Origin of the sequence: Cupriavidus sp. 2KB_3 (assembly GCF_052115685.1) — a bacterium.
Taxonomy (GTDB): Bacteria; Pseudomonadota; Gammaproteobacteria; order Burkholderiales; family Burkholderiaceae; genus Cupriavidus; species Cupriavidus campinensis.
The window spans coordinates 37679-59580 of record NZ_JBFRHD010000014.1 but is presented as its reverse complement, the minus strand read 5'-3'; the positions used below and the strand labels follow the sequence as shown (position 1 = coordinate 59580).

22 protein-coding genes are annotated in these 21902 nt (G+C 68.9%); 17 read left to right on the top strand and 5 right to left on the bottom strand.

Going from position 1 to position 21902, the window contains the following annotated elements:
• Window positions 1-6 precede the first annotated feature (6 nt).
• From AB4120_RS16260 to AB4120_RS16210, 11 genes are all read left to right on the top strand, one after another.
• Window positions 7-1062 (top strand): aromatic ring-hydroxylating dioxygenase subunit alpha, encoded by a 1056-nt coding sequence (locus AB4120_RS16260; protein WP_149138255.1) that lies wholly within the window; start codon window positions 7-9, stop codon window positions 1060-1062.
• Window positions 1055-1837: an SDR family oxidoreductase gene (locus AB4120_RS16255; protein ID WP_149138254.1), complete on the top strand. Its 783-nt coding sequence runs from the start codon at window positions 1055-1057 to the stop codon at window positions 1835-1837. Before AB4120_RS16260 ends, AB4120_RS16255 begins: the two co-directional genes overlap by 8 nt.
• A gap of 19 nt (window positions 1838-1856) precedes the next feature.
• Complete coding sequence (locus AB4120_RS16250; RefSeq protein ID WP_144197762.1) at window positions 1857-2393, top strand: cupin domain-containing protein; 537 nt, start codon at window positions 1857-1859, stop codon at window positions 2391-2393.
• 31 nt (window positions 2394-2424) lie between these two features.
• The gene (locus AB4120_RS16245; protein WP_149138253.1) at window positions 2425-3264 is read left to right on the top strand and encodes an IclR family transcriptional regulator; all 840 of its coding nucleotides are present in this window, start codon (window positions 2425-2427) and stop codon (window positions 3262-3264) included.
• Window positions 3265-3286: 22 nt separating this feature from the next.
• Entirely contained in the window at window positions 3287-4099 is an 813-nt protein-coding gene (locus tag AB4120_RS16240; RefSeq protein WP_149138252.1) for an SDR family oxidoreductase, read from the top strand.
• The gene (locus AB4120_RS16235; protein WP_149138251.1) at window positions 4092-5822 is read left to right on the top strand and encodes a thiamine pyrophosphate-binding protein; all 1731 of its coding nucleotides are present in this window, start codon (window positions 4092-4094) and stop codon (window positions 5820-5822) included. The genes AB4120_RS16240 and AB4120_RS16235 overlap by 8 nt, the downstream gene beginning before the upstream one ends.
• A gap of 19 nt (window positions 5823-5841) precedes the next feature.
• On the top strand, window positions 5842-6648 hold the full coding sequence (locus tag AB4120_RS16230) for an aspartate dehydrogenase (RefSeq protein WP_149138250.1): 807 nt from the start codon (window positions 5842-5844) through the stop codon (window positions 6646-6648).
• Between the two features lie 12 nt (window positions 6649-6660).
• Window positions 6661-8136 (top strand): aldehyde dehydrogenase, encoded by a 1476-nt coding sequence (locus AB4120_RS16225; protein WP_149138249.1) that lies wholly within the window; start codon window positions 6661-6663, stop codon window positions 8134-8136.
• A gap of 34 nt (window positions 8137-8170) precedes the next feature.
• Window positions 8171-9136 (top strand): VOC family protein, encoded by a 966-nt coding sequence (locus AB4120_RS16220; RefSeq protein WP_149138248.1) that lies wholly within the window; start codon window positions 8171-8173, stop codon window positions 9134-9136.
• 66 nt (window positions 9137-9202) lie between these two features.
• Complete coding sequence (locus AB4120_RS16215; protein ID WP_149138247.1) at window positions 9203-10159, top strand: PDR/VanB family oxidoreductase; 957 nt, start codon at window positions 9203-9205, stop codon at window positions 10157-10159.
• Between the two features lie 20 nt (window positions 10160-10179).
• Entirely contained in the window at window positions 10180-11604 is a 1425-nt protein-coding gene (locus tag AB4120_RS16210) for an MFS transporter (RefSeq protein WP_441642574.1), read from the top strand.
• A 114-nt stretch (window positions 11605-11718) separates the two neighbouring features.
• On the opposite strand, the gene AB4120_RS16205 is transcribed toward AB4120_RS16210, so the two are convergent.
• Complete coding sequence (locus AB4120_RS16205) at window positions 11719-12234, bottom strand: MarR family winged helix-turn-helix transcriptional regulator (protein ID WP_149138246.1); 516 nt, start codon at window positions 12232-12234, stop codon at window positions 11719-11721.
• 362 nt (window positions 12235-12596) lie between these two features.
• Between AB4120_RS16205 and AB4120_RS16200 the strand changes: the two genes are divergently transcribed.
• From AB4120_RS16200 to AB4120_RS16185, 4 genes are all read left to right on the top strand, one after another.
• Complete coding sequence (locus tag AB4120_RS16200; RefSeq protein ID WP_144197771.1) at window positions 12597-13463, top strand: IclR family transcriptional regulator; 867 nt, start codon at window positions 12597-12599, stop codon at window positions 13461-13463.
• A 119-nt stretch (window positions 13464-13582) separates the two neighbouring features.
• Window positions 13583-14554: a tripartite tricarboxylate transporter substrate binding protein gene (locus AB4120_RS16195; RefSeq protein ID WP_392388557.1), complete on the top strand. Its 972-nt coding sequence runs from the start codon at window positions 13583-13585 to the stop codon at window positions 14552-14554.
• 139 nt (window positions 14555-14693) lie between these two features.
• Entirely contained in the window at window positions 14694-15134 is a 441-nt protein-coding gene (locus AB4120_RS16190; RefSeq protein ID WP_149138245.1) for a (2Fe-2S)-binding protein, read from the top strand.
• On the top strand, window positions 15118-17301 hold the full coding sequence (locus AB4120_RS16185) for a molybdopterin cofactor-binding domain-containing protein (RefSeq protein ID WP_441642573.1): 2184 nt from the start codon (window positions 15118-15120) through the stop codon (window positions 17299-17301). Before AB4120_RS16190 ends, AB4120_RS16185 begins: the two co-directional genes overlap by 17 nt.
• 21 nt (window positions 17302-17322) lie before the next feature.
• Here the strand turns inward: AB4120_RS16185 and AB4120_RS16180 are convergent, their stop codons facing one another.
• From AB4120_RS16180 to AB4120_RS16165, 4 genes are all read right to left on the bottom strand, one after another.
• Window positions 17323-18174: an IclR family transcriptional regulator gene (locus tag AB4120_RS16180; protein ID WP_149138243.1), complete on the bottom strand. Its 852-nt coding sequence runs from the start codon at window positions 18172-18174 to the stop codon at window positions 17323-17325.
• Window positions 18175-18214: 40 nt separating this feature from the next.
• Window positions 18215-19351: an FAD-dependent monooxygenase gene (locus AB4120_RS16175; RefSeq protein ID WP_149138242.1), complete on the bottom strand. Its 1137-nt coding sequence runs from the start codon at window positions 19349-19351 to the stop codon at window positions 18215-18217.
• 136 nt (window positions 19352-19487) lie between these two features.
• Window positions 19488-20279 carry an anti-sigma factor family protein gene (locus AB4120_RS16170; protein WP_149138241.1) on the bottom strand — a complete coding sequence of 264 codons (792 nt, stop codon included), beginning with the start codon at window positions 20277-20279 and terminating at the stop codon, window positions 19488-19490.
• A complete protein-coding gene (locus AB4120_RS16165; protein WP_149138240.1) occupies window positions 20276-20794 on the bottom strand; it encodes a sigma-70 family RNA polymerase sigma factor in 519 nt (172 codons plus the stop codon). The genes AB4120_RS16170 and AB4120_RS16165 overlap by 4 nt, the downstream gene beginning before the upstream one ends.
• 277 nt (window positions 20795-21071) lie before the next feature.
• On the opposite strand from AB4120_RS16165, the gene AB4120_RS16160 reads away from it, so the two are divergent.
• Both AB4120_RS16160 and AB4120_RS16155 read left to right on the top strand, forming a co-directional pair.
• Window positions 21072-21644 (top strand): hypothetical protein, encoded by a 573-nt coding sequence (locus AB4120_RS16160; protein ID WP_149139304.1) that lies wholly within the window; start codon window positions 21072-21074, stop codon window positions 21642-21644.
• 28 nt (window positions 21645-21672) lie between these two features.
• Window positions 21673-21876 carry a CsbD family protein gene (locus tag AB4120_RS16155; RefSeq protein ID WP_092293408.1) on the top strand — a complete coding sequence of 68 codons (204 nt, stop codon included), beginning with the start codon at window positions 21673-21675 and terminating at the stop codon, window positions 21874-21876.
• Window positions 21877-21902 lie beyond the last annotated feature (26 nt).

Genomic DNA, 21902 nt, shown 5'->3' with positions numbered 1-21902 from the left:
CAAGACATGGAATCGAACAAGCAAGCACGCGCCGAAGCGCGCCTGAACAGCGGCCTGCGCAACTACTGGTATCCGGTGGCGGCGTCGTGGCAGGTGACCCACGCGCCCATCGGCATTACCCGCCTGGGCCAGAACATCGTCGTGTGGCGTGACAACGCCGGCGCGCTGCACGCGCTCGAAGACCGTTGCCCGCACCGTGGCGCACGCCTGTCGATGGGCTGGAACCTCGGTGACCGCGTGGCCTGCTGGTACCACGGCGTGGAGGTGGGCGGCGACGGCCAGGTCAAGAGCGTGCCGGCCGTGGAGAGCTGCCCGCTGGAAGGCCGCACCTGCGTGCGCAGCTACCCGGTGCAGGAGCAGGCCGGCGCCATCTTCCTGTGGTTCGGCGACAGCGCCCCGGCCGAAGCCGATGCCCTGCGCCTGCCCGAGGAACTGGTCAGCGACGAGCACAGCAACTTCCTCTGCGTGGCCCACTGGGACTGCAACTACCGCTACGCGATCGACAACGTCATGGACCCAATGCACGGCGCCTACCTGCACGCCGTCTCGCACTCGATGGCCAGCGGCGAGAAGTCGGCCGTCATGCAGATCCGCGAGACCGACAGCGGCCTGATCTTCGAGAAGACCGGCCAGCGCGGCGTGAATTTCGACTGGGTGGAATTCGGCGAGACCGGCACGCTGTGGCTGCGCCTGTCCATCCCCTACCGTGACAAGGTCGGCCCCGGCGGCCCGTTCGGTATCGTCGGCATGGCGACGCCGGTGGACGAGGACCACTGCCTGGTGTTCTTCTGGCGCACCCGCCACGTGCAGGGCTGGGAGCGCGACGTGTGGCGCTTCCTGTATCGCAACCGCCTGGAAGGGATGCACTGGGACGTGCTCGAGCAAGACCGCGTGGTGCTGGAGTCGATGGCGCCGAACGCGCGCGACCACGAGATGCTGTACCAGCACGACGCCGGCATCACCCGCGTGCGCCGCCTGCTGAAGCGCCGCGCCGATGCCGAGGTGGCCAACGAACCGGTGGCGATGCTGCAACCGGCCGGCGGAGTCCCCAGCCATGCGTGACACCGAAGTTGGCAACCCGACGGCCAACCTGCTTGCCGGCCGCAAGGTCCTGGTGACCGGCGCCGCGCGAGGCCTCGGCCTGGCGTTTGCCACCGCCATTGCCGAGGCGGGCGCCGCCGTGGCGATGGCCGACATCCTCGCCGATCGTGTGCAGGAATCGGCCGCCGCCCTGCAGGCGCGCGGTTTCCACGCCGTGCCGCTGACGCTGGATCTCAACGATCCGGCTTCCGTGCAGGCCTGCGCTACCGCCGCCGTGGAAGCGCTCGGCGGGCTCGACGGCCTGGTCAACAACGGCGCGGTCACCGACTCGGGCGGCCGCGACCTGACCGCGCTGGACGTGGCCACCTGGGACCGCGTGATGAACGTGAACGTGCGCGGCACCTGGCTGATGACCGCCGCCTGCACGCCCGCGCTGCGCGCCAGCGGCCGGGGCGCCGTGGTCAACCTGGCCTCGGACACCCCGCTGTGGGGCGCCCCCAACCTGCTGGCCTACGTGGCCAGCAAGAGCGCCATCATCGGCATGACCCGCTCGCTGGCCCGTGAACTGGGCGATGCGCAGGTCACGGTCAACGCCGTGGCGCCGGGTCTCACGCTGGTGGAAGCCACCGAATACGTGCCGCAGCACCGCCACGACCTGTACCGCAACCAGCGCGCGCTCCAGCGCGAGCAAGTCCCCGACGATGTCTGCGGCGCCGTGCTGTTCGCGCTGTCCGGCCTCTCCCGCTTCGTCACTGGCCAGACCCTGGCCGTGAACGGCGGCTTTGTCATGCACTGAAACCAAGGAACCCGATCAAATGAGCGATATGTCCCAACAGGAAAACATCAAGCGCAGCTGGGAGCGTCCTGCCGACGCCTCGTTCGACCAGTGGATGGAGAGCCGCGTGGCGCGCTTCTCCACCCGCCGGTACGACTGGGACGCCCTGAAGTTCCAGGCCGACTACGACCCGAAGTACCGTCGCGCCCAGATGCGCTATCTCGGTACCGGCGGTACCGGCGTGGCCGCCGACACCAACACGGTGCCGTCGGAGCATTTCACGTTCTCCACGATGATCATCCCGGCCGGCCACGAAGGCCCGTCGCACCTGCACACCGATGTGGAAGAGGTCTTCTTCATCCTGCGCGGCAAGATCAAGCTGATCCTGGAGAAGGACGGCGAGCGCTTCGAGACCATCCTGACCGACCGCGACCTCGTCTCGGTGCCGCCGGGCGTGTATCGCGAGGAAATCAACATCGGCGAGGAAGACGCGCTGATGTGCGTGATGCTCGGCGCCAAGAAGCCGATCACGCCGACGTACCCGCCCGAGCACCCGCTCACCCAGGTCAAGCGCTGAACCCGCGCGCCGACCGTCGACATCGCTAGCCATGAGCACCCAACCACTGCCCGCCGAGATCCAGGACCGGTACATCGTGCCCGGCCTGGAGCGTGGCCTGCGCCTGCTGGCCGAGTTCAGCGCGCGTGACCGCGTGCTGTCGGCGGCCGACCTCGCGCGCCGGCTCGACGTGCCCCGCTCCACGGTGTTCCGCCTGCTGGCGACGCTGGAAGCCACGGGCTACGTGGAACGCGCCGACGGCGGCCGCGAATACCGGCTGGGCCTGGCCGTGCTCCGGCTCGGCTTCGACTACCTGGCCTCGCTGGAGCTGACCGAACTGGGCGCGCCGCTGCTGAACAAGCTGCGCGATGAAATCGAGTACCCGTGCAACCTCGTGGTGCGCGACGGGCGCTCGGTGGTCTACGTCGCCAAGTCGGCGGCGTCGCGCCCGTTCGCCAGCAACGTCAACGTGGGCACGCGCCTGCCGGTGCATGCCACCGTGCTGGGGCGCGTGCTGCTGGAAGACCTGTCGCTGGCGCAGCTGCGCGAGATCTATCCGGAGCCGCAACTGCAGATCTACTCGGACAGCACGCCGCGCACCGTGGATGCGCTGTTCGAGATGGTGCAGCAAGACCGCTCGCGCGGTTACGTGCTGCATGAAGGCTTCTTCGAAGCCAGCATCTCCACCATCGCCGCGCCCGTGCGCGACCGCACCGGCAAGGTCACCGCCGCGCTGGGCGCCACGATCCCGGCGTCGCGCATCGACCCGGACCAGCTCGGGCTGATGGTGGAGCGGGTGAGGGATGCTGCGCGCGAGCTGTCGCGGCTGCTGGATTACCGGCCGCATCGGGCCAACGGGCACGGCAAGGTCGTGTCTTTACATCGGGAATGAGCAAAAGAGGGGAGTGAGGACGATGTCCATGATTCAACTCGACGGCAAGGTAGCCGTCGTGACCGGCGGGTCCTCCGGCATCGGGCTGGCGACCGTCGAACTGTTGCTGGAAGCCGGCGCCGCCGTGGCCATGTGCGGCCGTGACGAACAGCGGCTGCGCCAGGCCGAGGCCTCGCTGCGCGCGCGCTTCACCGGCTGCCGCCTCTACGCGGCCCGGTGCGACGTGCTGCAGGCCGCGCAGGTCAACGCCTTCGCCGCCGACGTGGCGCGCGAACTTGGCCCGGTGGACATGCTGGTCAACAACGCCGGCCAGGGCCGCGTGTCGACATTCGCCAGCACCGAGGACGCGGCGTGGCTGGAGGAGCTGCAACTGAAGTTCTTCTCGGTGATCCACCCGACCCGCGCTTTCCTGCCACAGCTGGAGCAGTCGGGGCAGTCGGGGCAGGGCGCCGTGGTCTGCGTGAATTCGCTGCTCGCCACCCAGCCGGAGCCGCATATGGTGGCGACCTCGGCGGCGCGCGCCGGCGTGCACAACCTGGTGCGCTCGCTGGCCACCGAATTCGCGCCGCGCGGCGTGCGCGTGAACGGCATCCTGATCGGGCTGGTCGAGTCCGGCCAGTGGCGCCGCCGCTTCGACGCGCGCCCCGAGGAAGACCGCCACCTGGACTGGACCGCGTGGACCGCGCGTCTGGCCCGCCAGAAGAACATCCAACTGGGCCGTCTCGGCCTGCCGCAGGAAGCCGCCCGCGCCATCCTGTTCCTTGCCTCGCCGTTGTCTTCGTACACCACGGGCAGCCATATCGATATTTCCGGAGGACTCTCCCGTCATGCGTAACGAACAACAGCAAGTCACCGTGGGCTGCGCCATCGCGGCCTTCCTCGAGCAGTGCGGTGTCAAGGCCGCCTTCGGCGTGATCTCGATCCACAACATGCCCATCCTCGATGCGATGGGCGAGCGCGGCAAGATCCGCTTCGTGCCGGCGCGCGGCGAAGCGGGCGGCACCAACATGGCCGATGCCTACGCCCGCACCACGGGTGGCCTGGGTGTCTGCCTGACCAGCACGGGCACGGCAGCGGGCAATGCCGCCGGCGCCATGGTCGAGGCCCTGACGGCCGGCACGCCGCTGCTCCACATCACCGGCCAGATCGAAACGCCGTACCTGGACCAGAGCCTTGCCTACATCCACGAGGCCCCGGACCAGCTCACCATGCTGAAGGCCGTGTCGAAGGCCGCCTTCCGCATCCGCAGCGCCGACACCGCGCTCTCCACCATCAAGCTGGCCGTGCAGACCGCGCTGACGGCGCCGACCGGCCCGGTCAGCGTGGAAATCCCCATCGACATCCAGGCCGCGCTGATCCCGATACCGGCGGACCTGCAACCGCTGCCGGTGCCGCAGCACCAGCCCTCCGCCCACGCGCTCGACGCGCTGGCGGACCAGCTGGCCAAGGCGCGCCGGCCGATGCTGTGGCTCGGCGGCGGCGCGCGCCACGCCAGCCAGCAGGTCAAGCGCCTGCTGGACCTGGGGTTTGGCGTGGTCACCTCCACGCAGGGCCGTGGCATCGTGGCGGAAGACGATCCGCGCTCGCTGGGCGCCTACAACCTCCACAAGCCCATCGAGACCTTCTACCAGACGTGCGATGCGATGCTGGTGGTCGGCTCGCGCCTGCGCGGCAATGAAACGCTGAAGTACGAGCTGAAGCTGCCGCGCCCGCTGCTGCGCATCGACGCCGATCCGGCCTCGGAAGGCCGCTGCTACCAGAGCGACTACTTCGTCAGCGGCGACGCCGCCCTGGCGCTGGACGGTCTTGCCGACCGGCTTGAAGGTCACCTGAAAGGCCGCCTGAAGGTGGACCCGCAGTTCGCCGCCGACCTGCGCCGCGCGCATGACGTGGCCGTGGGCGCGCTGGTGGACGGCCTCGGCCCGTACAGCGCGCTGGTGCAGGCGCTCCAGCAGGCGGTGGGCCGCAACTTCAACTGGGTGCGCGACGTCACGGTGTCCAACAGCACCTGGGGCAACCGCCACCTGCAGATCTTCGACTCCCGCGCCGGCGTGCACGCGCTGGGCGGCGGCATCGGCCAGGGCCTGGCCATGGGCATCGGCGCCGCCATCGGCGCGGCAGCCACGGCCTCCGGCAAGAAGACCTTCACGCTGGCCGGCGACGGCGGCTTCATCCTGAACCTGGGCGAACTCGCCACGGCGGTGCAGGAGCGTGCCGACATGGTCATCGTGCTGATGAACGACAAGGGCTACGGCGTGATCAAGAACATCCAGGACGCGCAGTACGGCGGCCGCCGCCACTACGTGGACCTGCACACGCCGGACTACGCCCAGCTCTCGAAGTCGCTCGCGCTGCGTCACCGCCGCGTGAGCAACCTCGCCGACATTGACGCGGCGCTGGAAGAGGCCACGGTGGAGCCGGGCCCGTTCCTGCTGGAAATCGACATGCTGTCCATCGGCAGCTTCAAGACCGTGTTCGCTGGCCCGCCGGTCAACAAGCAGCAGCCGATTGCCAGCCCCGCATCGACCCCGGCGGCAGCCGCTGCGGCGGCGGCTTAATCCAACCAGGAGAACGTCCATGCTGCATGTGTCCATGGTGGGTTGCGGAGCGATTGGCCGCGGCGTGCTGGAACTGCTGAAGTCAGACCCGGATGTCGTGTTCGACGTCGTGATCGTGCCGGCGGGCACGATGGACGAGGCACGCGGCGCGCTGTCGGCGCTGGCGCCCAATGTGCGCGTGGCCACCGGGCTGGCCGACGGCGACCGCCGCCCGGACCTGCTCGTGGAGTGCGCGGGCCATCGCGCGCTGGAGGAGCACATCGTACCGGCGCTCGAACGTGGCATTCCGTGCATGGTGGTGTCGGTCGGCGCGCTGTCCGAGCCGGGCATGGCCGAGCGCCTGGAAGCGGCGGCACGCCGTGGCAACACGCAGGTGCAGCTGCTGTCGGGCGCCATCGGCGCCATCGACGCGCTGGCTGCCGCCCGCGTGGGCGGGCTGGACGAGGTCATCTACACCGGCCGCAAGCCGGCCCGCGCGTGGTCAGGCACGCCGGCGGCCGAGCTGTTCGACTTGGACGCGCTGACCGAAGCCACGGTGATCTTCGAAGGCACCGCGCGCGACGCCGCGCGGCTCTATCCGAAGAACGCCAATGTGGCCGCCACCGTGTCGCTGGCGGGGCTCGGCCTCGACCGCACGTCGGTCAAGCTGCTGGCCGATCCGCACGCGGAGGAGAACGTCCACCACGTGGAAGCACGCGGCGCGTTTGGCGGCTTCGAGCTGACCATGCGCGGCAAGCCGCTCGCGGCCAATCCCAAGACGTCCGCGCTGACCGTGTTCAGCGTGGTGCGCGCCCTCGGCAACCGCGCCCACGCGGTGTCGATCTGAAGTGAATCTGACATGAGCACACAACAAGTCCTCCCGATCTGCATCGCCGGCGCCTGGCGCCTGGGCTCGGGCGACCGCTACGCCACGCGCTACCCCGCCACCGGCGAGATCGTGGCCGAACTGAACGCGGCCAGCCTGGCCGATGTGGAAGAAGCCGTGCAGGGCGCCCATCGCGCCTTCCTGACCAGCGGCTGGGCGCAGCGCAAGCCGCATGAGCGCGCCGCCGTGCTGTACCGCGTGGCCGAGCTGATCCGCGCGCGCGCCGAGCCGCTGGCCCAGCGCCAGCGCCTGGACAACGGCAAGCCGATCAGCGAGACGCGCGCGCTGGTGGCCAGCGCCGCCGCCACGTTCCAGTTCTTCGCCGCCGCCTGCGAGACCATGGAGGAATCCATCACGCCGCAGCGGGGCGACTGCCTGACCATGAGCGTCTACGAGCCCATGGGTGTGGTAGCCGCCATCACGCCGTGGAATTCGCCGATTGCCAGCGAGGCGCAGAAAATGGCGCCGGCGCTCGCCGCCGGCAACGCCGTGGTGGTCAAGCCGGCCGAGGTGACGCCGCTGATGGCGCTGGAGCTGGCCGCGATCTGCGAGGAAGCCGGCGTGCCCCGGGGCCTGATCAGCGTGCTGCCGGGCAAGGGCTCGGTGATTGGCGACGCCATCACCAAGCATCCGCTGGTGCGCCGCGTGTCGTTCACGGGCGGCACCACCACGGGCAAGCACATCGCCCATATCGCCGCCGACAAGATGATGCCGGTGTCGCTGGAGCTGGGCGGCAAGTCGCCGACCATGGTCTTCGACGACGCCGACCTGGACCACGCGGTGAACGGCGTGCTGTACGGCATCTTCAGTTCGTCGGGCGAGTCGTGCATCGCCGGCTCGCGCCTGTTCGTGGCGCGCGCGCAGTACGAGCCGTTCATGGATCGCCTGGCCGCCGCCGCCGCCAGACTGCGCGTGGGCGACCCGGCCGACGAGCGCACCCAGATGGGGCCGCTGATCACCGACCGGCACCGCGACAGCATCGAATCCTACGTGGCGATGGGCGTGGAAGATGGCGGCCAGCTGCGCACGGGCGGCATGCGCCCGGACGTGGCGGGCCTTGGCAATGGCTATTTCTACACGCCGACCATCATCGAAGGGCTCGACAACAATGCACGTATATGCCAGGAGGAAATCTTCGGGCCGGTGCTGGTGGCGATGCCGTTCGACGACGAGGACGACCTGATCGCCCAGGCCAACGACAGCATCTACGCGCTGGCCGCCGGCATCTGGACGCGCGACTACAAGCGCGCCTGGCGGGTGGCACGATCCGTGCAAGCCGGCAACGTGTGGATCAACACCTACAAGCAGTTCTCGATCTCGACGCCGTTCGGCGGCTGGCGGGACAGCGGCCTGGGCCGCGAGAAGGGACGACTGGGCATCCTGCAATACATGGAACAGAAGGCCGTGTACTGGGGCCTGAACGAACAACCGCTGCCGTGGGCCAACTGAGCCCGTGGATCAACCGGCAGGACGGAGAAGCAAGATGAAGGTATTGGGAATCGACGAAATCACCTACGGCGCCGACGACTTCGACGCGTGCCGTGGCTTCTTCAGCGACTGGGGCCTGACCGTCAAGCGCGACGACGCCGAGGCGCTTGACTTCGAAACGCTGAACGGTTGCCGCGTGCTGGTGCGCAAGATCGCCGATCCGGCGCTGGCGCCGGCCATCGAGGACGGCCCGACGCTGCGCGAGGTGGTGTGGGGCGTGGCGGACCAGGCGTCGCTGGAGGCGATTGCCGACGCCATCGGCGCCGAGCCGAGCTTCGTGCGCCAGCAGGACGGCGCGCGCGTGGGCTGCACCGACCCGAACGGGCTGGCCGTGCGCTTCCAGGTCTCGCGCAAGCGCGAGGTGCAGGTGGAGTGCGCGGTGATGAACACGTGGAACGACAAGCCGCGCCTGAACCAGCGCAGCCCGGTCTACGAGCGCGCCGCGCCCATCGAGGTGGGCCACGTGGTGTTCTTCGTCGCGGACGTGAAGGCCACCGAGCGCTTCTACGTGGAGAAGTTCGGCTTCGTGCAGTCGGACAACTACCCGGAACGCGGCGCCTTCCTGCGCTGCGCGGCCGAGGGCGGTCACCACGACCTGTTCCTGCTGCAACTGCCGCAGCCCAAGCGCGGCCTGAACCATGTGGCGTTTACGGTGCGGGACATCCACGAGGTCTTCGGCGGCGGCATGCACATGTCCCGCACGGGCTGGGACACCCAGCTCGGCCCGGGCCGCCACCCGATCTCGTCCGCCTACTTCTGGTACTTCAAGAATCCGGCCGGCGGCCTGATCGAGTACTACGCCGACGAGGACCAGCTCGACGCCCACTGGGAGCCGCGCGCCTTCGAGCCGGGCCCGACCGTGTTCGCCGAATGGGCCATCGAGGGCGGCATCGACGGCAATACGCGCCGTCAGAAGAACGCCGGCGGCCCGCAGGGCAAGTTCCTCACGGAAAAGCGTTAAGTCGCACTGCGGCATTGAAGCAGCGTTGTTGCCTCTGCGGGGGCAAGCCTTGAGAAGGAAGCAGTCATGAGTGCCAGTCAATCCCTGACGATGCGCGTGCAGGCCATGCGGTTCGAGGCGCGCGGTGTGGTCAGCATCGAGCTGCGCGACCCCAGCGGCGCCACCTTGCCCGAATTCAGCCCGGGCGCGCATATCGACCTGCACCTGGCCAACGGCCTGGTGCGCAGCTATTCGCTGTGCGGCGCGCCCGAGGCGCGCGACCGCTACACCGTGGGCGTGCTGCAGGACCGCAACAGCCGGGGCGGCTCGCGCTTCGTGCACGAGCAGCTGCGCGTGGGCAGCACCCTCACCGTGGCGGCGCCGCGCAACCACTTCGTGCTGGACGAGGATGCCGCGCACACAGTGCTGGTGGCTGGCGGCATTGGCGTCACGCCCATCGTCTGCATGGCGCGCCGGCTGGCCGAGCGTGGCCGCGCGTTCACGCTGCTGTACTGCGCCCGCTCGCGGGAGGAGGCGGCCTTCGTCGAGGCCCTGTCGGCCTATGGCGATGCCGTGCGCTTCCATTTCGACGACGAGCAGGGCGCGCCGCCGGACCTCCAGGCGATGCTGGCCGGGCAGGATGCCGGCACGCACTTCTACTGCTGCGGCCCCGGCCCGATGCTCAACGCCTTCGAGGCCGCCTGCGCGGCCCACGGCTACGCCAACGTCCACATCGAGCGCTTTGCCGCCGACCCGGCCACCGAGGCGGTGCAGGAGGGCGAGTACAGCGTCACGCTGCAACGCACGGGCGCCAACGTGCGCGTGCCGTCCGGCAAGTCGCTGCTCGATGCCCTGCTGGAAGCCGGCGTGGCGGTGGAGTACAGCTGCCGGGAGGGCGTGTGCGGCTCGTGCGAGACCGCCGTGCTCGACGGCTGCCCCGACCACCGCGACAGCGTGCTCAGCAACAGCGAGCGCGCTGCCAACAACACCATGATGGTGTGCGTATCCGGATGCAAGGGCCAGCGGCTCGTGCTGGACCTTTGAGCGGCTGAGGAACCCCCACGATGTATATCGATAGCATAGACGGCGCGGCATCAGCCGGCGCCACGGCCCCCGCACACCCCCAAACCAGCACCCGCGCGGTCACGCGCGGCCAGATCATCGCCCGTATCGAGCGGATGCCCGGCAACGCGATGCATATCCGCGCCCGGCTGCTGATCGGCCTGGCCACCTTCTTCGACGGTTTCGACGTGATTGCCATCGCCGCCACGCTGCCGCTGCTGATCGCCAACTGGTCGCTCACGCCGGGGCAGATCGGCTTCCTGATCGCGGCGCCTTCGGTGGGCCAGCTGGTGGGCGCGCTGCTGTTCCCGGCGCTGGCCGAGCGCTTCGGCCGGCTGCGCTCGGTGGGCTGGAGCGCGGGCATCATCGGCCTGATGAGTATTGCCTGCGGCTTTGCGCCCTCGTTCGAGATCTTCGCGCTGCTGCGCATCATCCAGGGGCTGGGGCTGGGCGGCGAACTGCCGGTGGCGGCTACCTATATCAACGAGGTTACCCGCGCGCATGGCCGGGGCCGCTTTGTGCTGCTGTACGAGGTGGTGTTCCCGATCGGGCTGATGGTGTCCAACGCGCTGGGCGCCTTCCTGGTGCCGCGCTACGGCTGGGAGGTGATGTACTTCCTGGGCGGGGTGCCGATCGTACTGTTCTTCGTGCTGCGCAAGCTGATTCCCGAGTCACCGCGCTGGCTGGCCGAGAAGGGCCGGCTGGGCGAGGCGGACGCGGCGCTGAGCGCCTTCGAGGCCCGCGCGAAGCAGCCGCTGCCGCCGGAGGGCGATACCTCGGCGTTCGACGCCATGGCGGCCCGCCATCCGCGCCGCCGCGTGCGGGATCTCGTCGGCCGCGCCTATATCGGCCGCACGCTGGCCGTGTGGATGCTGTGGGCGACCTGCGGCTTTATCCAGTACGGGCTGTCGACGTGGCTGCCCACCGTCTACAAGACCGTTTACCACGCGCCGCTGCAACTGGCGCTGAACCTGGCGGCGGGGGCCTCGGTGCTGGGCGTGGTCGGGTCGCTGATCTGCGCGATGGTGGTGGACAAGGTGGGCCGCAAGCCGGTCATCAACGTGTCCTTTGTGCTGTGCGCGGTGTCGCTGGTGCTGGCGGGCGTGTTCCACGCCTCCACGGTCTACGTGGTGGCCACGTTCTGCGCGCTGGCCATGGGCTTCCTGGCCTGCGGCTTCATCACCGCCTACGTCTACACGCCGGAGCTGTACCCCACCAGCATCCGCGCCATGGGCTGCGGGCTGGGCGGCGCGTGGCTCAAGATCTCGGCGATCTTTGCCCCGGGGCTGATCGCCAGCACCATTGGCAGCGGCAATCTGAGCCTGGCGTTCTACGGGCTTGCCGTGGTGCCGCTGCTGGCCGCCGTGACCGTGTTCTTCCTCGGCATCGAGACCAAGGGGCAGGTGCTGGAGGAGCTGGAGGTCTAGCCTCCGGACGGCTGAAACGTATTGTTGGGTCTTCGACGATCGTCATGTCGTCGTTGCGCTCCGCGGCCTGTACCGGCGCGGGGCGTTTTTTGTTTTTCCTGTCTGGCGACGGGGTCAGTCGCGGGCGGTGCAGATGCCGTGCAGCTTGCGCAGGCCGGTGTACAGGCCGTGGCGCTCCTCGGGCGTCAGCAGGCGGATCACCGATGCCTGCCCGCGCCGGGCCAGCGGAATCACCTGGGCGTGGAGCGCCTCGCCGGCGGGCGTGATGCGGCAGACCAGGCGTCGGCGCGGCGTGCTGCCTTCGGACTCCAGCGTGACGAGCCCCCGGTCCTCCAGCAGCCGCAGCGTGCGGCTGACCAGCGCCTTGTCCGAGGTGGACTGCTTGACCATCTCCGCGAACGAGAGCTCCTTGCCGTGCGCCAGCAGCGCCAGCATGCGCCATTCCGGCACGGTCAGCTCGAACTGCGTGGCGTATGGCTCGGTCACGCTGTTGCGCAGTGCCGTGACCAGCTGGCTCAACATCGTCGTCAGGAAGTCGTTGACGGTCAGTCCCGTGCCCGCCTCGTCGAGTTCGGACCAGGGATCGGTGGCCGGAGTGGCTTGTTCGTGTGCGGAGGTGGGGCTGGACATGGCGAAGTGGAAGCGGGGAAAGAATGCCGCGGGATGCCGCAAGACGGCCGGAAACCGGCCGCGATTGTCTCACAGCTGGCGGGGCTCGCAACTTTGTGCCACGCAGCAAAATACGGCAGATCGCAGGGGTGATGTCAATCGGGGATTGACTTAAGTTGAGTCATCAACAAAGTCGCCCTACTCTGGATTCGTTCCTGATGTGAATCCGGGTTTCATAGATAAAACATATCTGCTAGGGTTCGAGGTGGAGACGTGTGTGCGATCGTGCTGTGCGCGACGCCGCATGTTATACGGATCCGTTGCCAGCCGGCTGATGTTGCAGAAAGCCGGCGGCAGGACCGAACGCTACGCAGAGAGAGACCATGAACCAGGACCTTCCCAGAGAGGAAACGCAGCAGGAAGTGCAGCAGGAAGTGCAGCAGGAAACGCAGGACACGCAAGACAAGTACATCGTGCCGGGGCTGGAGCGCGGGCTGAGGCTGCTGGGCGAGTTCAGCAGCAAGGACCGCACGCTGTCGGCGGCGGAACTGGCGCGGCGGCTGAAGGTGCCGCGTTCGACGGTGTTCCGGCTGCTGGCCACGCTGGAGATGATGGGCTTCGTGGAACGGACCGATGGCGGGCGCGAATTCCGCCTCGGCATGGCGGTGCTGAGGCTCGGCTTCGACTACCTGGCCTCGCTGGAGCTGACCGAACTGGGCCGGCCGCTGCTGGACCGCCTGCGCGACGACATCCACTACCCGTGCAACCTGGTGGTGCGCGATGGCCGGTCGATCGTGTACGTGGCCAAGTCGGTGGCGGCGCGGCCGTTCACCAGCACGGTGAACGTGGGCACCCGCCTGCCGGCGCATGCCACGGTGCTGGGGCGCGTGCTGCTGGAAGACCTGTCGCTCGAGGCGCTGCGGGAGCTGTATCCGGAGCCACGGCTTGAGGTGTACTCGGACAGCACGCCGCGCACCGTGGAGGAGCTGTACGAGATGGTGCAGCGTGACCGCCAGCGCGGCTACGTGCTGCACGAGGGCTTCTTCGAGGCCAGTATCTCGACCATCGCCGCGCCGGTGCGTGACCGCACCGCGCGCGTGGTGGCGGCGTTGGGGGCGACCATCCCGGCGGCCCGGATCGATCCGGCGCTGCTCGATTCGATGGTCGAGAAGGTGCGCGAGGCGGCAGGGGAGCTGTCGCGCCTGCTGGATTACCGGCCGACCCTGCAGGACAGGGTGGCCAACGAATGACGCCGGGCTGACGCCCCGGCGGATGGTGAAATCACGGAAGGAACGGGGCTGGCATGAGGAAAGCACGGTGGATGGGCAGGGCGGCGGCAGTGCTGCCGATGATGGCGATCATGGCGATCATGGCGATGGGGGTGATGGTGGCGATGCCGGGCAAGGCGCAGGCCGCCCCGGCCTGTCACACGGTGCGGATCGTGGTGCCGTTCCCGGCTGGCGGCCCGGCCGACCAGCTCGCCCGTACCCTGTCGCAGGGCCTCCAGCAGCTGCCGCAGCCGTCCGAGCGCAAGGGCGCGACCATGATCGTCGACAACAAGCCGGGCGCCAACGGCAATATCGGCATCGACGCCGTGCGCCGCGCGGCGGGCGATGGCTGCACCTGGCTGGTGGTGCCGGCGGGCAACCTGACCATCAATCCCACGCTGTTCCCGGCACTGTCCTACAACGTCACGCGCGATTTCCGGCCCGTCTCGCTGCTGGCCAGCTCGCCCAACGTGCTGGCGGTGAACCCGGCGGTCAAGGCGCGCACCGTGCCGGAGCTGATCGCCCTGGCCAGGCAGGCGGATCAGGCGAAGTCGCCGCTCGGCTACGCCAGCCCCGGCGTCGGCAGCGGCCTGCATCTGGCCGGCGAGCTGTTCCGCAACAAGGCCGGCGTGACCATGCTGCATGTGCCGTACAAGGGCACCACGCAGGCCGTGACCGACGTGGTGGGCGGGCAGGTGCCCGTGCTGCTCGGCACGTGGCCCACGCTGGCACCGTTCATCCAGTCCGGCGCGCTGCGCGCGCTGGCCGTCACGCAGTCGAAGCGCTCCCCGGCGGCCCCGGACGTGCCCTCGCTGGCCGAGCAGGGCATGCCCGGCATCGACGTCAGTTCCTGGTACGCCCTGCTGGTGCCGTCCGCCGCGCCCCAGCCGCTGGCCGATGCGCTGGCCGCCGATGTGCGCACGCTGTTCGCCACCGCGAGTGTGCGCGATGACCTGAAGCGCCAGGGCCTGGAACCCGTGGCCAGCACCCCAGACGCCCTGGCCACACGCATCCGCGACGATACCGCGGCGTGGGCCACGCTGATCCGCACGTACCACATCACGGCGGAATAGCCTCCCGGCGCTTCGCGGCACACCCGCCGGCGCCCCTCCCCAAGTTTCCAACCGAGTCGTACCTGGCCGCACCCTGCGCCGTGCAGGGTGGCCTGCGGCCGTCATTTCAGCGTGACTTCTTGCACGAGCGAGGGCAATCATGGATTTTGTGTTGAACGGAAAAGCGACCCGCTTTGACGGCGACGGCGATACGCCGCTGCTGTGGGTGATTCGCGATGACGCCGGCCTGACCGGCACCAAGTACGGCTGCGGCATCGGCGCCTGCGGCGCCTGCACCGTGCATGTGGATGGCAACGCGCAGCGGTCGTGCGTGACGCCGGTCTCCAGCGTGGCGGGCCGCAAGGTCACCACCATCGAGGGGCTCTCGCCGGACCGCTCGTCCAGGGTGCAGCAGGCCTGGATCGCCAAGGACGTGCCGCAGTGCGGCTACTGCCAGTCCGGCATGGTCATGGCGGTGACGGCGCTGCTCAAGCAGAATCCGCACCCCACCGACAAGGAGATCGACGCATCGGTCAGCAACCTGTGCCGTTGCGCCACCTACCACCGCATCCGGGAGGCCGTTCATGCTGCCGCAAAGTGACAGTATCGCCAGCCCCGCGCGGCGCGGCTTCCTGAAGGGCGGCATGGCGCTGGCCGGCGCGCTCTGCATTCCGCTGCCGGCACTGGCGTCCCGCACCGTGGACAGCGGCCCGCACGGCACGCACGAGATCACGGACTGGATCTGGATCGAGCCGAACGGCAAGATCACGCTCGGGCTGTCGCAGTGCGAATGCGGGCAGGGCGTCTATACCGGCATGCCGCAGGTGCTGGCCGACGAACTCGACGCCGACTGGCAGCAGGTGGCCGTGACCTTCGTGACCGGCCGGGACGCCTACCGCACCGGCGCCGCGTACGAGGAGCCGCAGCAGTTCGTCGGCGCGTCGATGTCCGCCACGCTGTTCTACCAGCGGCTGCGCATTGCCGGCGCGCAGGCGCGCGAGGTGCTGGTGATGACCGCCGCGAAGCGCCTGCAGGTACGCCCGGGCCAGTGTTACACGGAGAAAGGTCGCGTCTATCACGGCGCCACGGGCCGCTCGTTCAGCTATGGCGAGCTGGCCGAGGAAGCGGCGAAGCTGCCGCTGAACCCCACGCCGCGCCTCAAGAACGAAGCCGCGCACCAGCTGATCGGCAAGGACCTGCAGCGGCTGGACACGCCGGCCAAGGTCGATGGCTCCGCCGAGTTCGGCATCGACGTGAAGGTGCCGGGCATGCTCTACGGCGCGCTGAAGTTCGCCCCCACCGTGACCGGCAAGGTCATCGGCCTGCGCAACGCCGACGCCGTCAAGGCCATGCCGGGCGTGCAGGCCGTGGTGCAGGCGCCGGACGCCGCCATCGTCGTGGCCACGAGCTACTGGCTCGCCAAGAAGGGCGCCGATGCGCTGGAGCTGGAGGTCGATCCCGGCCCGGCCAGGTCGCTCGACAGCGACCAGATCCTGGCCGCGCGCCAGGCCGCGCTCGGCGCGCCGGAGGCCGTGGTGGCGACGAAGCTGGGCGATCCGGACGCGGTGCTGGCCGGCGGCGGCAAGGTGGTCGAGGCCGACTACCACACGCCGTATATCGTCCACGCCACGATGGAGTCGGTGAACGCCACCGTGCACTTGCGCGAGGACGCCATCGAGGTCTGGGGGCCGATCCAGGGCCAGGACTTCGTGCGCAACGCGCTCGGCAAGCTCTACCAGCGCAAGCCCGAGACGATCATCGTCCACACCACCTTCCTCGGCGGCAGCTTCGGGCGCAAGTTCCTGCCGGACTTCGTGGTGCACGCGGCGCGGGCCTCGGCGGCGGTGGGCAAGCCGGTCAAGGTCGTCCGCTCGCGCGAGGACGACATCCGCCATGGCTTCTACCGGCCCGGCGTGTCGGGGCGCTTCCGCGCCGTGCTCGATGAAAAGGGCCTGCCGCGCGCGCTGCATGCCCGGCTGACCGGCCAGTCGCTCTACGGCGTGATCAAGGCCGAGCGCATGGCCAAGCACGGCGGCTGGGACGAGACCATGCTGGAGGCCATCTACGACTGCGTCTACCGCGTGCCGAACCTGAAGGTGGACATGATCGACGTAAAGCAGCCGATTCCGGTCAGCTTCATGCGCAGCGTGGGCTCCACCTCGAGCATCTTCATGCTGGAGAGCTTTGTCAACGAGATGGCCGACGCGGCCGGCATGGACCCGTACCGCTACCGCCGCGCGCTGCTGGCGCACAACCCGCTGGCGCTGCGCGTGCTGGATGCCGCGGCCAAGGCGGCGAACTGGGACCGCAAGCTGGCCCCGGGCGTGTCGCGCGGGTTCACGTTCAACCTCTACACGGGCCGGGGCGAGGCGTTCCAGACCTACGTGGCGATGGCGCTGGAGCTGGAGCGCAGCGGCAAGGCGTTCCGCGTGCGGCGCGTGGTGTGTGCGGTGGAGTGCGGGCGGGCGATCAACCCGAACCTGATCCGCGCCAATATCGAGGGCGGCATCGGCTTTGCGCTGACCAACACGCTCAAGAGCGAAATCACGTTCAAGGCGGGCGTGGTGCAGCAGAGCAACTTCCACGACTATCCGCTGCTGCAACTGGCGGAGATGCCGAAGATCGATGTGGTGATCGTGCCGAGCGACCGGCCGCCGCAGGGCTGCGGCGAGGTCTCCCTCGGCCCGGTGGCGCCAGCCGTGGCGCACGCGCTGTACCAGGCGACCCAGGCCCGGCGCAGGTCGATGCCGATGAAGCTGGAGGTTTGATGGCTGGGGGGGGAGACCCCCTCAGCGCTTGCCGTTCGCCCGGTACCCCAGCAGCGCCGACAGATCCTTCGCCGCCGCCTTCACTTCCTTTTCCACCCGTTCGCGCAGCGTGCCGTCCGCCTCGAAGCGCTGCTGCGGGCCGGCCACGCTGATCGCGGCGATCACGTCCCCGGTGGCGTCCATCACTGGCGCGGCGCAGGCGTCGATGCCCGGCTCGAAGGCCGAGAAGCTCCACGCGCAGCCGCGCTCCAGGTCCGCGCCGAGGATCTCGGCCAGGCGGGCGTGGGTGGCGGGGCTCTGGCCGGTCACGGTCGGCAGCGGGTCATCGCCCAGCCGCTCGCGCAGCGCCTCCGGCGACAGGTGCGCAATCAGCATCCGCCCCGGCGTGGTCAGGTGCGCCGGCACGCGGCTGCCGACCTGGATGTTGCTGACCAGCCCGGTGTTGGGCATGTCCCGCAGCAGGTAGAGCACGTGGCCGCCGTCCGGCACGGCCAGATAGGCCGACAGTTGCAGCGATCCGCTCAGCCGCGCCAGCACGCGCCGCGCGAAGGTGGTGAGGTCGTTCGCCGCCAGCACGCGCGACGCCAGCTTCAGGAACGAGAACCCCACCGTATGCCCACCCTGCGGCAGCCGCTCGACCATGCCCTCGTGCTCCAGCGTGGCCAGCAGGCGCATCACCGTTACGCGGTTCACGTCGATGCGCCGGCCCACCTCGCTCAGGTTGGCGGTGGAGCCGCCCTCTGCAATGAAACGCAGCAGGCGCAGGCCGCGCATGACCGGGGTCACGAGCGCCTGCGCCGCGCCGCTGGCATCGTCGTTGTCCAGTTCAGTGGCGTTGTCGAGGGAGTCGTCTGGCGCGGCGGTCTTGGGCATCGGCTCGGGGAAAAGAAAAACGGAACGGGTGCCGGCAGGATCAGCCGAGCGCCACGTTCCAGGCGTTGTAATCGTACACCCAGTCCGCGTTGCCGCCGGCCTTGAGCCACTCGTTGCCGCGCGAGCCGATCTGGATGCGGCTGGTGCGGTCGTGGCGGGCCGCCTGGTAGCGCGCCAGCGCCTCGGGGATGGTGTCGTCGCTGGCCTCGGCCAGGCAGCGCGCCAGCACCACGCCGTCCTCGATCGCCATGCCGGCGCCCTGCGCCATGAACGGCATCATCGGGTGGCAGGCATCGCCCATCAGCGCAATGTGGCCGGCCGACCAGGACGGCAGCGGGTCGCGCACGTACAGCGCGGAGATCAGCACGTCGTCGCAGGCGTCGAGCAGGGCGCGGGCATCGGGATGGAAGCCGGCATAGGCGGCGCGCAGGTCCTCGACCCGGCCCGGCGTGGTCCAGGACTCGTTGCGCCAGCTGTCCTGCGCCACGGTGGCGAACACGAAGATCTCGCGGCCACGGTTGAGCGGGAAGGTCACGATCTGGCTGGTCGGCTCCGGCCCCCACCACTTGGTGAAGGCGCCGAGGTTGGGCACGCCGGCCAGCTTTTCCGCCGGTACCACGGCGCGGTAGGCCACCACGCCGGTGAAGATCGGGTGTTCCTCGCCCAGCAGCGCCGTGCGCACGATGGAGTGGATGCCGTCGGCACCGATCAGCACGTCCACCTCCTCGGTATTGCCGTTGGCGAAGCGCAGCGTGGCGCCGCGCCCGCCGTCCTTCGGCGCGATGTGGGTGGCCTTGTGCGCCAGCCGCACGCAGGCGGCTGGCACGGCGGCTTCCAGCGCGGCCATCAGGTCGCCCCGGTGCATGGTCAGCTGCGGCGCGCCGTAGCGCTGCTCGGCTTCGTCGGACATGGCCAGGCGGGAGGTTTCCGCGCCAGTGTCCCAGGTGCGGCTGATGCGGTGCGTGGGGCGGGCTGCCGTTTCGCGCAGCGCGGCGCCCACGCCCAGGCCGTCCAGTGCGCGCACGGCGTTCGGCGTGAGATTGATGTCCGCGCCAACCCGCGCGAACCGCGCTGCCTGCTCGTACACCACGACATCCATGCCGAGCTTGCGCAGGGCGATGGCGGCGGCCAGTCCGCCAATGCCGGCACCGTTGATGCCGATCTTTCCTGAAACCATGGGGCGCTCCGTGTGGTGGCCAATGCGTCACGCGTCGGCCGACTGCTCAATGAAATGTTCAAATATGAACGACAAGTTCATAAAAAGAATATTGAGCGCGGGGCGTCCCGTCAAGCGGGTTTCTGGCAGTCCTTATCTAGGTGGCATCGCGGCGTGACGGCTCGATCGCCTGCTGCAAGGTGCGCGTCACCGGCGTATCGGTGGGGCTGACCACGGCATAGGAATAGCGGCCCTGCCGCCAGTACTGCGCCAGCAGGTTGCCGTCCTGCCGGTTGCCGTTGCCAAAGCGCAGCAGGTTGCCCGGCGGCCGGACGTAATAGACGATGGTCTGGCCCTGGTCGTTGCGGTACAGGACCATCGCCGCCGTGCCCTGCTCGGTCGGCATCAGCCGTCCGCCGGCGGGCCGGAAGCCATACTGGGTGAAATCGGGCAGCGGGGCGGGCTGGACGAAGTGACGGTCGAGCCAGGACTGGAGCGCGCGCGGATCGGTCGCGCTCACATCCACCACCTGCGGCCCCTCGCTGGCCGCGAACATGCGGTAGGCCTGTACGGCATCGGCCATCGGCAGGTAGTTCTGGCGCATGGCGAGTTCGCGGGTCTGCCAGCCGCCCATGCCGCCAATGCCGAGCGCCATCACCAGCGAGGCGGCCACGGCCATGCGCCGCTGCGTGCGGTCGCGCAGGGTGCGGCGGATGCGGAAGGGGTCGAGCCGCGCGGGGGTGTCCGCCGGGGACGGCTCCGGCAGGCTCGCGCGCAGTTGCTGGGCGGCGGCCCGGATCGCGTCGATCTGGCGGGCGAGGTCCGGGTGCGTGGGCAGCAGCGCGTCGATCTGGGCGCGGCGCGGGGCGTCGAGTTCGCCATCCACATAGGCGTGGAGTTCGGCGTCGGCGGGCATCAGGGAGTGTTGGGTCGTCTTCTGGAGGGTCATTTCAGGACCTGGACGGTGGGACGGGCGGGTTGGCCTTCGGTCATGTCGCGCATGGCTTTGCGGGCGCGTGACAGCCTGGACATGATGGTACCGATGGCTACGCCAAGCGTATCGGCAGCCTCCTGGTAAGTCAGGCCCTCCACGGTGACCAGCGTGAGCAGCGCGCGCTGCTCGGCCGGCAGGTGGTTGAAGGCCTGCAGCGCGGAGCGGGCCAGCACCACGTCCTCGGTGGAGGGCGCCATGTCGGCATCGTCGCCCACGCCGAACAGCGCCAGCACGCCGGCGTAGCGCTTGGCGCGGCGCTGGCCGTCGAGGAACTGGCGGTACAGGATTGTGAACAACCATGCGCGCAGGTCGCCGTCGTGGTGGCGGGCCGCGCCGCGCGACAGCGCGCGCTCCAGGCACGCCTGCACCAGGTCGTCGGCGCTTGCCTCATGCCGGGTCAGCGTGAGGGCGAAGCGCCGCAGGCGGGGAATGACTTCGCGCAGGGCGTCGTCGGTCAGGGTCTGGCTCATGGCGAAATTCCGGGAAGTGCTTGTAGCGCTCGTAGCGTAAGACGAACGGCACGGGCGCTTATTCCCTCGGTGCCCGACTTTATTCCATCGCCACTGCACAAAAATGTGAAGTGTGGGAATTGTCTTACGTACATTTCAGCAGCGGTCTTCTGCTTCGATCTGGTGGGGAAACGTAACCTGCAAGTACAGCGTGGCCATGACGTTGCAATTGTGACGCGGCGTGTGGCCCGAACAGGGTTCCATCCGGATCCACCAAGAAAAGGAGAACGACATGATGATGACCAAAAAGTGGCTTGCCGCAGCAGTGTGTTCGATGATGGTTGCCGCCCCGGCGGGCTTCGCCTATGCCCAGGCCGGCTCCAAAGCCGACTACGACGCCGCCGTGAAGCAGGCAGATGCGGACTACAAGGCGGCCAACAGCAAGTGTGGCGGCCTCAAGGACAACGCCAAGGACGTGTGCAAGGCCGAAGCCAAGCGTGACCGCGACGTGGCCAAGGCCAACGCCGAAGCCAAGCGCGACGGCACCGAGAAAGCCCATGCCAAGGCCATGAAGACCAAGGCCGACCGTGACTACGACGTCGCCAAGGAAATGTGCGACGACAAGAAGGGTAACGACAAGGACGTGTGCGTGAAGGAAGCCAAGGCTACCCACGAACGCAACCTGGGCGCCGCCAAGACCGAGAAGGCCGCCGCCACGGGCACCAGCGCCGATGTGGCCGAAGCCCGCGCCGACGCCAAGAAGGACACCATGGACGCCGCCTACAAGGCTGACAAGGAAAAGTGCGATGCGATGTCCGGCGATGCCAAGGACAAGTGCCAGGCCAACGTGAAGGCCAAGTACGCCAAGTAATCCATCGGATAACAACCAGGAGCCGTATATGAATTGGGATCAGATCGAAGGCAAGTGGGAACAGGCCAAGGGCAAGGTCAAGGAAAAGTGGGGCCAGCTGACCGACGACGACCTCACGGTCATCAACGGCAAGCGTGACCAGCTCGCCGGCCGCATCCAGGAGCGCTATGGCTACACCAAGGAGCGCACCGAGGAAGAACTGAAGGCCTGGGAACGGGACACGCGCTGGTAAGCGCAAGCCAGCGCGGGGCCGGCAGC